Consider the following 14,562-nt stretch of genomic DNA (forward strand, 5'->3'; position numbering starts at 1 on the left):
CTAAAAAGGGTTGCCATTCCATAATCTCATTGAACATTTTTTACAATTTTTAGTATTATGTTTTTCATTAAACTTAAATTTTCTATGTCCATCATCAATATTTACATATAAATTTTGATATGGTTGTAATGGTATTTTGAGGATATTGGCTTTTGGTAATTGAAACTTTTTATATGTTCTACAAACTGTACTATTACTTATTAAACCTTCAATAAAAGTATCACAAACATCATGATACTTTTTACCATCTGCAAAATATTTCAAAATTTGTTTAATAACATTAGGTGCAAGTTTACTATATTTTTTAACACCAAGATAATTATCTAACAATGAAAGAAATTCCATTTTTTGTGTTTTTGGGTTATAATATGTACAAATACGTCGTTTATAAGTTAATAAACCTTTTTTTGTTTTTAATTTTCTTTTTCTAAATCTATATGACTTATATACAGATTTATCACATGCATTTCATAAATAATCATCTATTTTTTTAAATAATTCTTCTGTTTGTTGTAAATTTAATTCATCTTGATTAAAATTGTGTTTGTCTCAATCAAAATGATTTACAAATGGTAATATAAACATTTTTAATGTTCCTTTCAAAATTTTATTTGTTAATAATTTAAGTTTAATTTTTTTTAAAAATAAGGAGTAAATATGGCTTTTATCACTAGTTATGTACAATTAAATAAAAAATATAATCTTAATTTTAGTGATAATAATTATGGTTTTAGTTGGGATATTTTTAAAGAATTTGTTGGTGATGAATGAGCAGAATATTTTACTACCAATTGTTTTTATCGTTTTGTACCAACAGCACGTGGAACAAGAAAAACTTGAAATTGTTTAGCATTTGATTTATTTATATGTTGTAATTTTAGTGATAGTAGTGTTCAAGAAGTAAGAAGATATGAAAATACTCATAGTGAAACTACAATTGGTGCTTTAATGAATGTTTGTCAAGTTTTATTAGATACATATAATATTAATTTATTACCTAATAATCCACATGGTATTAAATGAAAAATAACTAAGGATGGTGGATGTATTATTTTTCCTAATAATCAACAAATTGACTTTATTGGTTATGCTAATGGTAATAAGATTTTTGGAAAAGAAGCCGGTGGTTCAAGTTTTTTAGGTTCAAGAACAGATGAAATTATTATGGCAGAAGAAAAAGAAACACTAACAGAAAAGCAATTAACATATCGATATGAACGTTTACAAAACTCTATGTTTAGAAGTAATCGTATTAAAGTATCAAAAGAACCTATTAAAGAATGAAGTTGAACGTTTATTGATAAAAATATATATAGTCCTAATTTTGGAAAAAAAATTACTAGCTATTTTTATAAAAGTTTCTTTATTACTTTTACATGTAATCCTTATGATAAATATCATCCATTTTATTTAAAATACTGTACGCCATTTTTACCATTAAATGATAAAGTGATGGAAAATCTTAAAAAAAATGGCAAAATTTATTATGAAAATCAAGATATGTTTAGTGGTTTAGGTTTATTTGTTTTAAGATTTACTATTCAACCATTTTGAAATAAATTACCAGATATTCAAAAAAGAACATTATTAGAAATGAAAAAAAGTAATCCTGATGAATTTAATACTGTTTTTTATGGTTTTGAATTTTTAGATAGTGATGCAACAATTTTCCCATTTCAAAAAACTGTAAAGTGCTGACAACCATATGATTTAAAAGAATTTTATAATTCAAAAAAAGATATGTATAAATTTGATTTTTATTCAGTTGGTGTGGATTGAGCAACTGGTCATAAAGACCATACTGTATTTATAGTAGTGGGTTTTAAAGAATATAATAATACTGGTTATTATGATGCTTATATTATTTGTGAATTAGTAGTTACTCCAAATGATTTTATAAATGAAAATGAAAAAATTAATGCTTATGTTAATGAAATTTTAGGATTAATTGATAATTTTGAAAATTTTGAACAAGCAATTTATTTTTATGATGATAAAGCACGAACTGCCATTGATTGATTAAATCAAAAATTAATAGATGAACATAATACTATTTTAATCACACAAACTGCTATTAAACATGCTTCAAATTTAAATCAAGAAGCAGGATTAACTAATAGAGTAGTTTGAATGAGAAACATTATGAGTTATGGAAACTTTTATGCAAATAAAGATGATTTACCAAAGACTACTCAATGTTTAGAAGAATTACGTTATGACCAAACCAAAACTAACATTCCTGATAAAAATATGTATCAAGACCCGTATGATGGATTATTTTATGCATTGTATCCATATAAAAATGTAATTAGGGGTAAAAATAATGCTACTGTGAAAAAAAGCATCTTCACATTTGCCATATAATAAACAACTACAATATCATTAATAGTATAGGTATCACAAAATAAACGCCTTTTATTTAGGCGTTATTTTGCGTTTAAAAACGTACTTGTAAAAATAATCAAAAATAGTACAGTTTATAAGTAAAATCAAGGAAAAAAGGAGTAATTTAATATGAAAACATGAATAAAAGCAAATTTAAGTAAAATAACATTAGCATTAGCACTAACTGGTGCTACAACTGGAACAATAGGATTAATCATGGGAGGTGCTTACCCATAATCTTAGTGGACTTAAATATTATTTAAATTCATATAAAAAACCTATAATGGGTGTTCAGAAAATATGAATGTCTGACATTCATGGTATTTCAGTTTCTATAAAAAGTGAATTTAAAATATACTTTGCTGATAATCCTAAAAAAACAAAATTTTATAATGGTGGAGATACTATTGAAAGAATAGATATACCATGAGATGGCAATTATCCATATGGTTATTTTAATAAATAACATTTAAATTTCTAAATTAATATAAGAAATATTTTCATTATATTTGTCAAATAAATTAATATTAGTTAAGTTTATTTCTTGTTTGTCAGTTATTAAAATTAAATAATAATTACCAGCACCAAATATTCCACTAATTTCAATCCGATTTAAATTATTAATTGGATTTTTAATTTGCAATTCAAATTCATTTTTATTATCAATTTGTAATATCTCTTCATAAAATTCTAATTTAGAAAATAATTGAGATTTATTTGAACCATATAAATTTAAAGCATTCTCAATTTTATTGTTACTAATAATTACTCTTGTAAAGTATTTTCCATATTCGCCATTTCCTAATGTTCAATCTGCTGGAATTAATGACGGAATATTATTGCTTTCTAATTCATTTGTAATAGATAATCAATTAAATTGATTATCATCAAGTTTAAATAATTCATTTTGACTAATATCATTATTTTTTAATTTAATATTATTCATATCTGTAAAATCAAAATATTCAGATTTTAGTATTACTTTTACATCTTTATATTTTCAACTATTATCCTTATTAGAATGTATAGGATTTGATTTTAATTCAAAATAATAAGGTAATAAAATTTTATTATCATCATTTAGACCTTTATTTATTGATAATGTTGAATAAATATACTTTGATAACATAATAAATACTTGTTTAAATATTTTAACTTGTTGCAAATTTATGTAATTTGGATAATCAAGTTCTCATTTTCTAAATAAATTAGTAATAACTTCATCAGGTTTTTGACCTGAGAATTTATCACGTAATTTTGCTATTTCATTTTTATCATCATAATCTGCGCCATCAAAATTACGATTATAATTATAGGTATAACTTAGCATATCTAATAATAATTGTTGTAAGCTATCAATAGTTGGTGCATCTTTAATTTCAATTTCAATATCATTAAATTTATTATTAGTTGCAATATAACTATAAAATTGACTTTCACCTACAAAATCTCAAACTTCTTTATCCTTTAATTCTTTTTGACTTTTTAATGGTCATTTACCACCTAAAACATTACTAAACTCATATCCTAATCAAGCATGAGTTATTCTTGCATTATTAATAACTTCTCTTCTTGTTACAGAACCACTACTAATTTTAATTAAATCTAAAACTGATTTTTCTTGTCCGATAAATTGTTTTGCTAAATTTCAAGGTAATATTTGCTCACTAAATCATTGTTGTAAAATTCTAACTTTTGGTTGAGTTTCAATAGGCATTGATAACAGCGGAAATGCTATCTTATTTTTAACAAATAACTTTGGGTATACTTCCATATTGTCAACTTCACCAAGTACCTTTATATTGCCAAAAATCATGCTTCTAGGGGCTTTAATTTTTAAACCAGTAACTTTTGTATCTTTATCTAATGGTTTTTGTAATTTAATAATGATTGGATAACCATCTCTTGTTTTAAAATCTTTAATTTTAATAATAGTTATACTTTTAGTACTTCTAGTTTTTGGATTTTGATAAGGTTGTGAATAATTATTAATTATATATAAATTATCAATATTATTTTCAGTTAAAGGTTCATTTATACTAACTGCACATAACTTAAATTGATTTAATAAATTTATTTCTTGAAATATTAAATTTTTAATATCAGTCATACTATATTCAATTGTATTATCATTAATATTAGTACTTGCTCTTTGATTTAATTGCATAGTAAAATCAGATGTTTCAACAGCAGTAGTTTTTAATACTTTATCAATATCAATAAAACCTATTTTAATAGTATTTGCTGAAAATTTTAAACTATTATTTTCATTATTTTTAAATAAACGTTCAATTTCATAAATATATATCGTTCTTTTTTTAAATTCATCATATGCTCTATTAATATCTGGGTCACTAGTAGCACGCATCATATTAGTAAAGTCATAAGGAATGTTATCAATTAAATAATCATTTTCTACTTCTGCTTGATTAAGTTTAGTTTGTTTCTGTGGAAATTTCGTTTGTGGTTTGTTGTTGTTTTCCATTGTTCTCTCCTATTAATTGGTTATTTTCGGGATTAAATAATTTTAATTTAACTGTTAAATTATTAATTTCTTGATCATCATTAATATTAAATGTTTTACTATTTAATAAATCTTTATCTACACTTACTAATATTTGAATAAATTTAAGAATATCAATATTAAATTGTCATAATTTTTGTTCAATATAATTAATAGTTGAAATATTTACTGCTGTACTTTCGGGAACTGATTGTTGTGCTGATTTCTTTTGACTTGGTATATGAATACCACAACGTTTAAATATTTCATTAACATTTCAATCATATATATCAGTTAAATTTTTACCTTTAAAATTACTATTTGTCATATTGATATTTTCGTTTTGTTCATTATTATCTCCACCGCTTTTAAATATGTAATTTTTAGTAACTAATGTTCTTACTGCGTCTTCTATTAAAGATTGAACATTGCCATAAGTTTGACTAAATATAAATTTAGGTGAGTTTAAAATAGTATCTAAAACAATTTGTTCATAAATAACATCTAATGCTTTAATTTTATCCATTACTTTATTACAATCTGCTAGCTCATTTGCTTTATTTCTCATAATTGCTATTGGTATATAGTTAATATTTAGTGTTTGTTCTTGTGCTAAATTAGGGTTATTAATGAATGATTTAAAATCTAATGGAAATTGTTTTTTATTATCACTAATACTATAAATTGCACGATTAATAGTTATTTGTTCATTATTTAATGTATAAACTTCAAATAATCTTACCATTTGTGCATTTTGTTCATAACTATCATAAAAAATAGTACATTCAATTAATTTACCAGTAATATCATAAACTCTTTGTTGTATATCTACTACTTGAAAATATAAGTCATCATTAGCAATATAAATTAAATAAGCACTAATTCCTAATTTACTTAATTTAAAAATTGAATTTCAATTTTTTCTGTAAAATTCTTGTTGAATTAAATATTGTTTAATAGTTTCATTATTAATATCTAATGGAGCATTATATAAATTAGCATTATTTTCTGCTACAAAATCAGTGAAATAAGTTTCATGGTTAAAATCATTAAAACCAAAATAATTTAAAATTGAAGCATGAGTACTTTTATTTTTATTAGTTAAAAATTTTACTTTTTCATTTTGATTATCACTAATATTACTTTTTTCTTTTCTTTTAAATAGACTTAACATAATATTCACCACCTTTTTTTAAAATATTTGATTAATTTTTAATACAATTTTTATAATAATAAATATAATTAAACCTGCTGTTGCTGATGATAAAATTACTCCTATTAAACCTAAAATAATTTTTATAATTTTAAAAAACATAATATTATTCCTGTAATTCTTCTAATTTTTTAAAAATATAATCTCTACCCATACCCCGCATTATTCTATTATTATAAATATTAATTTCAGTATCCGCATTAACATTATTATTTGATATTCATAAACTACTTTTTAAAACATTTGTATCTAATTGATAATAAAAATTAATTATTTGTCAACTATAATTTTTATTATTTTCTTTACTAGTATAATCACCAAAACTATAATATATTCTATAATGTGTTTTATCTTTAAATATATATTCTATATGTGTAATATTATTTTTATCTACTACGACTTTACCTACTTCTTTTCAATTTGAACCACTTGGACTGGGTTGTGGTTGTTTTTCTAATATTTCATTAATTGCTTGTAATAATTTTTTATTTTGAGTTTTTAATAATTTATATTCATTATTTTCTAATAAATCTTTACCAAGTAATGAATTTTCTTCATCATTTAATGCAATTTCATTTGTTTCAGTATTATATTTAAAATAATCATTTGAAAATTTTTTATCTTTTATTTTTTCTTTTAATTCATTAATAGCACCGGCAATAGTTTTATCAGTAGTTTCTAAATTAGGAATTTCTGCACTAATAGCATTTATTTGAAATGCAATAGGAAATTGTGATTTTACATCTTCTAATTTTTTATCTACTTCTTCTTTTTTATAATAATCAGATAAATTAGGAATTTTATTATTGATTTCATTAATTGCAGGAACTATTTGTTTAGAAACTTTTTGTAAAGCATCATCATTGATATTTTGCTTTTTATCTAATAAATTATTAGTTTCTAGTTTTGTGTAATAATCATGTTCAGTACTTTCTTCTGTTATAAATTCAGTTGGTGTATCTATTCCTTGATATTGATATATTTCTTGTATATCACCAATTAAATTAATTTTTCCACGTTCAGGATAGGAATTACCTCCACCACTAAATTTTTTATTTCTATTGTCATAGTAAATAGTTCCAATATTTAAAATATTTTCATTTTGTATTTGTTCTTTATAAGTCATGGAATCAACATTTAACAATTCAAATTCATGAAAAATATTATTTAAATAAATTTTAATTATTTTATAAAATTTCATAAAGTTATTTTCTGTTGAATAGTGATAACTGATTTTAATAAAATATCATTTCAACATTTCTATATTATTATTTTCAACTTTTTTTCATAAAGGACTAGTTTCAATATTAAATCAATTATTTTTGATATCATCAATGTTTTCATTTGTTTTAGTTAATTCACTATTTAATTTGGTAATTTCATTTTCATTAGTAGTAATTCGTTTTTGTTGTTTAGCAGAAAAATCACAAGTTGGTGCATGAGTAAAATCACCAATTTGCGGATTATTTTGTAATGCTTCTGGTGGTAATGTTCCAATTTCATCTGGTCAATCTAAAATCATTGTTTCAGTTTCTTTATCATAACCAGTTGCAACATAACCTTTATTAACAAATTTACTAATAGGACCTCTATATATTTCATTTTCATTATCATCAACTAAATCATCATATAATTTAATTTGTTTTAATAATGTAAATTCTTTTTGTTCTTTAATTAATTCATCAACTTGATTTCTAGTATAAAATGCTTTTAAGTCAATTTTTTCAACATCTATTTCATCATTATTATAACTTGAAAATATTTGTTTTAATTCTGTTAATCTTGCTCATATTTTCATTCTACTAGGTGCTAAATCTCAAACATTAATTGTAGGAGTACTATTTGCACTAAATTGATTACCATTATTAAATTGAATAGTAGCATCAACATTAAATTCAATTGGTGTACGATTAAATACTCAATGTTCAACCATAACATAAACCATATCTCTTAATGTTTCTTTAATGAATTCATCTTTAAAACTATCAAAAGGAAATTTAGATAAAATAAAATCAAGATAAGCATTAATATCATTTTGCGCGCGAATAGCAAAAGTTATAAATCAATCATTAATATTTGATCATGTTTGTATATATTGTTGTGGAGTTTCTGTAATTTTTCCAGTTAATGGATATCAGTTATTATAATTTTCAAGACTGACATCAGTTCAAAGTTTATTAATCATAATTTATCATTCCTTAAAAAATGCTTGTTTATAATGATGAGTATGTTTTTTTGTTTTTTTATGTGTTATATGTTCAATTTCTTTTTGTATTTTATTTTTTTCTTACTTTTTGTTACAACTTGACTATATGCAAACTTTTCTAAATGATGTAATAATCCAGTACCAAATAAAGTATTAACACTAAATTTTAAACCAACATTTTTAAATGATTTGTTAATATTTTCAATAGGATTATTAATAACATTTACTACTTTATGATAAGTTCTAATAGTTCTAAATATTTCTCTATATACTTTAAAACTATCTCTAATTACTTGTTGCACCACTGGTGGAGCAAATGCTATTGCTTTTAATCATTTATTTTGATTAACTCCATAACCAATGTATCAACCACTATATCAACGATATCAATGGAATGGATGTATTTGAGTAACAAAAGTTTTTGCTTTAAGAATACTATCAACAACTGTAATTGGGTTATATTTAGGATTGCGATGATAAATAGTAATTGCACATTTATCTAATGACAAAGGTTGAATTTTACAACCCATAAATACTGGTGAATTTAATGGAATTAATTGTGCGTGTTTAATTGCTCTTTTTTCTGCACTAGTAAATAAATCAGTTGCTTTTTCTTTTAATTTCTGAATTTTTTCAAATACTTGTTTTTCTAACTTTTCAAATTTTTCTTGTAATTTATATATACTTTCTCGTATTTTTTCAAAATATGGTGTATCTTTTCAAAATTTATTTAAACCTTTTTTTAAATAAAATCTAATATCAAAATATTTAAAAGTTTGATTTGCTTTTAAAACAAGTTGATGAATAACATTATTTTTAAAATTAAATTTAATAGCATTAGCACGAATTTTTTGTAAATCTAAAATTAAAGTTTTTCCATATCTATTTTCTGTATGTATTGTATGAACTAAATTTAATCAATCATGTTGATTCATTTTTAATACTTCTTTTAAATCAGTATTAAATTTTTTTAAAAAGTTATTTGCTTTTTCAATATCTTTAATTTTAAATTTAGGAGTTAATTGTGGACTTAATTTTATTAATGTATTTTGTAATAATAAGTGTTCCATTAATTTTTCTGTTTCTAGTTTTTGAAAATTATTCTTATATTGTCTTTCAGCAACATATCCTAAATCTCGTAATACTGTTTCACGATTAGGAGTAAAACTATACTTCATTAAATAACGTTTATTACCAATAATTTTATCTGTTAAAATTTCTTTTCCACTTACTTGACTAATAATTTCTTGTAAGTTTTTTGCTTCTTTAATACCAACTTGTTCTAATGTTTTAGTTTTTTGTGCTAACTTAATAAATTTAGTTGTACGATAACCACGACTAATTTTATTAAGTCCAGCAAATGCTGGTAATATATTAAAAAAAGTATTTAATGGTGTTACATTTCCTTTTAAATAATCATAAACTTGATTAATAGTAAAATCAGTTAAAAATTCTACACCAACAGCACTAATACTAGCAATTAAATCACTTGCACCTAATCCAAGTGCTAAATCTTCACTTAAACCACCAGTAAAAGGAGCAAGTGCTACTACTATAACTTGTACACCAATCATTTCTAAAATTTCTCATCATAAACTTTTATGTTCTTGTTGTTGACTAATTCTGGTATGTTTGGGTTTATTTATTTTTAAGAGTGTGGCTGTATTTGCTGTACCAATAGGCATAATTAATGTCCTTATTATTTAAGAGTTATTTTTATAGGATTTGTTGAACCTTGATAATTTGCATCATTAATATCTGCAGTAATAATTACATATAAATCTCCTGCTTTTTGATTTTGATTACTTACATCAGTTTTGCCTTGTGCATCACTAAAATATTTAATATTTGCATGTACTAAATCTAATGCTGGATTCAAACCAGTAATTTCTCTTGCATTTTTTATTGCTGTATCTAGTAATTGATTTTTTCTATTCGTATTAGCAGTAATATCAGTTGTTAAAATTGTAAGTTTACTACTTAAATCTGTTTTAGTAATAATTCCACATAGCATTCAACGTGATGTTGTTTCTTTTTTTGACATATAAGGAATTGATTGACCTAGTACTTCACCACCAACTTTATATGCTCTACCAAGTTTGCCATCAGCAATTTCTTGAACATAAACAATTGTTTGTTGTAACATATATCTTTTCATTGCTCTTGGTGTTGCTAAAATAAAAGGTATAATTTGTTTTTTATTTTCACTATCAGTAAATGTCATATAATCATCCATTACAATTTGACATAATACACCTTTTATATATAAATCATTACCATTTAATCTTAGTTGTTGAGCAATTTGGTTATCTGTAATTAAACCTTTATTATTAGCCAAATAAACAATAGTATCATAAAGATTATTTGTAATAAAGAAACGACAATTTGCACTATTTCTTAATTGAAATAAAGTATTTCAAGCAGATAACATTGCCTGTATATGTCCTGTTGGTGATGTGTCACTAATTATTACTTTAGTTCCGTTATCGCTAATTACTTGTATATCATCAGTTGCTAATTTATCTGCTAAATCATTAGCGACTTCATATTGCATACTTTCTAATAAATTTTGTCCATTTTCAGCATTTAAGTCAACTGCTGCAATAGTTTCACCAGCAACATATAATTTTTCAATTATTTTTGGAATAGTATCAGTTTGTGCATAAGTTACATCTATTCTTTGACTTTTATCATTTCATGCAATAACTTTAATTGATGGGTCTTTTGGAACTTTAATAATAAATTCTATTTTAGTAGAATTAACTATTTCAATAGGAAAAAAGTTTGCTCATGGACTATTTGATTGTTTGAAAAATTCAATAAATTCTGGTGCTTCAACTAGTTTTTCTGTATTATTTAAGTTTGTTTGAATATTAATTGCCATTTTTATTTTCCTTTCTGTTATAAATTATTTTTCTTTTTATAATCCAATAAACTACTTTTTATTGAATTCGATTGATTTGTTAATATTGTTTCTTGTTTACCACCTGTATTAATTGGTTCTTTAAATACTGGTTGTTCTTTAATCATTTTTTTAATAGTGTCTTCTACTTTTGAATTTTCTATATTACTTGTTTTAAATTTTAAAAAATCATAAAATTCTTTTTTAACTTGATATTTTTTAAATATATTAAGCATTTCTTTTTCTTTAATTTCTTCATTAAGTTTATTTAACTTATTTTCTAATTCAACAATCTTAGTTTCTTGTTCTTTTTGCAAATCATTATTTTCAGTTAAAGGTTCAGTTGTTTCTTGAACATTAGTTTCATTTTCTAACATTTACATTACACCTTTATTTATTAATTTTTTCATTTAATTTTGCTAATTTTTTTTTATGTTTTATTACTTTATTATTTGCTCGAACATGTTTTGGAGTTGTAATAAATCGTTTAAATCAAACAATTAATTCTCTGCAAATTAATGTTCCTACACTTGTTCCAATAATGATTAATTCATGCAATAATTCTTTCATTTCAATATTTTCCTTTCAATTATTTATTTTTTAATTATTCGTCAAATTGACCACCATTAATTCTTTCAACCATTGACTGATAATTACTTATAATAGTTACTAATAAAGAAATTTCTTTATTTAATTGTTCCATCCTTTCTTTATGTATTTTTATTTCGTGATTATAATATTCAATTAATTTTTCTTTATTCATAAATTACTCACCTCCTTTATAAACTGTCATAATATGTAGTTGGTCTATATACTGGTGATATTCTATCTACAACATCATTAATTAATCTTGCATTTTCACTAGTAAATGTTGTTTCTTGCATTTCTTCAACATGATTAGTTGTTTCCATTGGTAGTAAATTATGGATAATTTCAGATGCACCAGCAATAATAGTCGGAACTGCATAAGCATTCATAAAATCATTATTAATACCCATAGCAACACCACTACTAATCAAACAACCACCAGTTGCCATATTTGCTATTTTACGTATAGTTTCAAATTTACTTGGTATTAATTCTGTAATTCCAGCAACCAAATTTGCAATACCATATGAATTTAAAGATATATAAGTATCTCAATCCATTAAAGATTGGTCATTAACATTATTATTAGTTACTGATAATGTTAATGCTGGTCATGGCGGAGTTTCTGTAGTGGTTGTAGTTGGGGTGATAGGATTTATTGTTTCAGTAAATTTACTATAATTTGCTAAACCAATTGTTCCTAATCCTAATGCTATTTTTTTACTTGAATTTAATAGTTTACTTTTTAAATTTGGCATTTGATTTAAATTTCATATATCAATTCCTAATTTTTTAGAAAATAATAAAGCATTTATACTACCTAATATTGGATTACCAATAAGTTGACCATAGTATGCAGAAGTTCCTATCATACCAAATAATGGACTTGCTCCAGTTCTTATTAATTTTAATAAATTGTAATTACTTGATTGTACAGTTATGTCATTTGGCATTTTCTTCTACTTTCTGTTTAATAAAAACTTCTATTCAACCTTGATAATTAAAGTTATCTCCAACTAAAATTGCAGTATTAGCATGTGGTTGAGAAACAATTAAATATTTAGCAATAACATTGGGATATTTTCATAAAATCAATGCTTTTATATCATTACTATCTGTTAAATCTTTGGGATTTGGTGAAAATATTTCTATTTTATCTTCACCAAATAAATCTTTTAATTTAATCATTATCAAATTCTCCATTTTCAATTCTTTCTTTTAAAGAAAAGACATATTCTGTATAAGTTCTATGTGGATTTTTATCATTTATAATTTCATCGATATCTAAAATTAATTTTTCTTTATATTCATTAATATATTTTTGGGCAATTTTTCTTCTTATATTTTCAACTTTTATCATATGTTTATCACAAAAATATCTTACTTGAACATTATCTTTATCTAATTTTGTTGGTAAATTATTACAATTTGTTATATGTTTACCAAGTTCATTAACTTCACTAAAACAACATGGTATATTTTCTTTATTCATTATCAATGTTTCCTAAATTTCTTCAACTTCTTCTATTTCATTTATTAACTGATTCTAATCAACAACTATTACAGGTATTGGATAAAAAGTTTTCTTTTACTTTATTGTACATAGAACATTTATCTTCATATTTCATATTATTTCTCCTTATTTTCAATTTGATTAGCAATTTCACTTAATATTTTTAATACTTTATATTCATTTTTTAATTCTTTACTAATAAATATTAAAAATATTATTAGTGTTATGCTTGTTATTAATATTGGTACTATTAATAAAATTTTTCATAATATCATTTTTTACTCTTTTCATTTTTTAAATCATTTAACATTTATTGAACAAAATGCACGATTTTTAGGAATATTTAAAGTGTTAAAAATTTGACCAGTTACAATAATTTCATCGTTTTTGTTTAATAAAATACAGCGTCTATAAAATTTTGGGTTGTTAAAAATTAAAGTAACATAGTTTAATCCATTTCATTGACCTCGAACACTATAATATAATTCTTTATTACCTTTTTCGTAATATTTTGTTTCAATAGTGTTACTCAGTTTTACTGTTAATTTGACATAATTGGCTTTCTCTTTCATTTTTATAATTCCTTAAATAATATTTAATATGCTTATATGCATCTTGTTCATGTTTTGTTAATTTTATATTTCCTTTATAATTTTCTATTTTGTTTTTATTTTTTGGTTCACTTTCTAAATAATCTCAATTCATAACATCTTCTGCTAATACTATTAAAGCACCAATAATTTTAGGAGTTGCTAATGGATTTGTTAATAATTGTTTTGAATTTAAAAAGAAATTTTCTACAATAACTAATATTTTTTTATTATCAAAATGTTTTTTAATTAATAAAAAGTATTCTTTAAATAGATTTTTGCTTTTTAAAACTGTTTTAGTTTTAAATGTTTCATTAAAAACAATATTATTAGTTTCATTTGAGTATATAATAATTCCATTACTACCAATACCAGCAGGGTCAATTCCAATAATTAAGTCATATTGCATTAATCAAATTAACCTCTAACAATTGTTTTAATAATTTCTAAATCACAATTACTTCAGCAATATTTACATTCTTCGATAAACTCTTTATGTCCACAAACTAAATTATTTTTTTGTAAACTATCAATTTGTTTGATTAATCCTACTTTATATTCAATAATCTTTTTTTCCATTATGTAAATCATCCTTTTCAATTATTTTTGCTGTTTGTTTAAGGTATTTAGGTATTTTGTTATAACAACTGTCACATATTAAA

The 14,562-nt window shown here is 22.8% G+C and carries 18 protein-coding genes; 2 read left to right on the forward strand and 16 right to left on the reverse strand.

Going from position 1 to position 14,562, the window contains the following annotated elements:
• Positions 1 to 585, reverse strand: a complete 585-nt coding sequence (locus AACK94_RS06175; protein WP_338975550.1) for a UPF0236 family transposase-like protein — start codon at positions 583 to 585, stop codon at positions 1 to 3.
• A gap of 72 nt (positions 586 to 657) precedes the next feature.
• Here AACK94_RS06175 and AACK94_RS06180 point away from each other — a divergent pair, with 72 nt between their 5' ends.
• Both AACK94_RS06180 and AACK94_RS06185 read left to right on the forward strand, forming a co-directional pair.
• Entirely contained in the window at positions 658 to 2,364 is a 1,707-nt protein-coding gene (locus AACK94_RS06180) for a hypothetical protein (protein WP_338975551.1), read from the forward strand.
• A gap of 244 nt (positions 2,365 to 2,608) precedes the next feature.
• The gene (locus AACK94_RS06185; RefSeq protein ID WP_281749131.1) at positions 2,609 to 2,851 is read left to right on the forward strand and encodes a hypothetical protein; all 243 of its coding nucleotides are present in this window, start codon (positions 2,609 to 2,611) and stop codon (positions 2,849 to 2,851) included.
• A 3-nt stretch (positions 2,852 to 2,854) separates the two neighbouring features.
• On the opposite strand, the gene AACK94_RS06190 is transcribed toward AACK94_RS06185, so the two are convergent.
• The 15 genes from AACK94_RS06190 to AACK94_RS06260 form a co-directional block, all read right to left on the reverse strand.
• A complete protein-coding gene (locus tag AACK94_RS06190; protein ID WP_338975552.1) occupies positions 2,855 to 4,870 on the reverse strand; it encodes a hypothetical protein in 2,016 nt (671 codons plus the stop codon).
• Complete coding sequence (locus tag AACK94_RS06195; RefSeq protein WP_338975553.1) at positions 4,821 to 6,062, reverse strand: hypothetical protein; 1,242 nt, start codon at positions 6,060 to 6,062, stop codon at positions 4,821 to 4,823. Before AACK94_RS06195 ends, AACK94_RS06190 begins: the two co-directional genes overlap by 50 nt.
• 145 nt (positions 6,063 to 6,207) lie before the next feature.
• A complete protein-coding gene (locus AACK94_RS06200) occupies positions 6,208 to 8,286 on the reverse strand; it encodes a hypothetical protein (protein WP_338975554.1) in 2,079 nt (692 codons plus the stop codon).
• Positions 8,287 to 8,351: 65 nt separating this feature from the next.
• Entirely contained in the window at positions 8,352 to 9,992 is a 1,641-nt protein-coding gene (locus AACK94_RS06205; RefSeq protein WP_338975555.1) for a hypothetical protein, read from the reverse strand.
• A gap of 14 nt (positions 9,993 to 10,006) precedes the next feature.
• Positions 10,007 to 11,191, reverse strand: a complete 1,185-nt coding sequence (locus AACK94_RS06210; RefSeq protein WP_338975556.1) for a hypothetical protein — start codon at positions 11,189 to 11,191, stop codon at positions 10,007 to 10,009.
• Positions 11,192 to 11,208: 17 nt separating this feature from the next.
• Entirely contained in the window at positions 11,209 to 11,586 is a 378-nt protein-coding gene (locus tag AACK94_RS06215; protein ID WP_338975557.1) for a hypothetical protein, read from the reverse strand.
• A 13-nt stretch (positions 11,587 to 11,599) separates the two neighbouring features.
• Entirely contained in the window at positions 11,600 to 11,779 is a 180-nt protein-coding gene (locus tag AACK94_RS06220; RefSeq protein WP_338975558.1) for a hypothetical protein, read from the reverse strand.
• Between the two features lie 34 nt (positions 11,780 to 11,813).
• A complete protein-coding gene (locus AACK94_RS06225) occupies positions 11,814 to 11,972 on the reverse strand; it encodes a hypothetical protein (protein ID WP_174480523.1) in 159 nt (52 codons plus the stop codon).
• A gap of 16 nt (positions 11,973 to 11,988) precedes the next feature.
• Positions 11,989 to 12,750, reverse strand: coding sequence for a hypothetical protein (locus AACK94_RS06230; RefSeq protein WP_338975559.1), 762 nt, complete (start codon positions 12,748 to 12,750; stop codon positions 11,989 to 11,991).
• Positions 12,719 to 12,985 carry a hypothetical protein gene (locus tag AACK94_RS06235; protein WP_338975560.1) on the reverse strand — a complete coding sequence of 89 codons (267 nt, stop codon included), beginning with the start codon at positions 12,983 to 12,985 and terminating at the stop codon, positions 12,719 to 12,721. Before AACK94_RS06235 ends, AACK94_RS06230 begins: the two co-directional genes overlap by 32 nt.
• Positions 12,978 to 13,289 (reverse strand): hypothetical protein, encoded by a 312-nt coding sequence (locus AACK94_RS06240; RefSeq protein WP_338975561.1) that lies wholly within the window; start codon positions 13,287 to 13,289, stop codon positions 12,978 to 12,980. The genes AACK94_RS06235 and AACK94_RS06240 overlap by 8 nt, the downstream gene beginning before the upstream one ends.
• A gap of 137 nt (positions 13,290 to 13,426) precedes the next feature.
• Positions 13,427 to 13,585: a hypothetical protein gene (locus tag AACK94_RS06245; RefSeq protein ID WP_174480528.1), complete on the reverse strand. Its 159-nt coding sequence runs from the start codon at positions 13,583 to 13,585 to the stop codon at positions 13,427 to 13,429.
• Positions 13,586 to 13,588: 3 nt separating this feature from the next.
• Positions 13,589 to 13,882: a hypothetical protein gene (locus AACK94_RS06250; protein WP_338975222.1), complete on the reverse strand. Its 294-nt coding sequence runs from the start codon at positions 13,880 to 13,882 to the stop codon at positions 13,589 to 13,591.
• Entirely contained in the window at positions 13,836 to 14,309 is a 474-nt protein-coding gene (locus tag AACK94_RS06255) for a hypothetical protein (RefSeq protein WP_338975223.1), read from the reverse strand. The genes AACK94_RS06250 and AACK94_RS06255 overlap by 47 nt, the downstream gene beginning before the upstream one ends.
• A gap of 8 nt (positions 14,310 to 14,317) precedes the next feature.
• On the reverse strand, positions 14,318 to 14,479 hold the full coding sequence (locus AACK94_RS06260) for a hypothetical protein (RefSeq protein WP_338975224.1): 162 nt from the start codon (positions 14,477 to 14,479) through the stop codon (positions 14,318 to 14,320).
• Positions 14,480 to 14,562 lie beyond the last annotated feature (83 nt).

Origin of the sequence: Spiroplasma endosymbiont of Monopis laevigella (assembly GCF_964019975.1) — a bacterium.
Classification (GTDB): domain Bacteria; phylum Bacillota_I; class Bacilli_A; order Mycoplasmatales; family VBWQ01; genus Spiroplasma_E; species Spiroplasma_E ixodetis_A.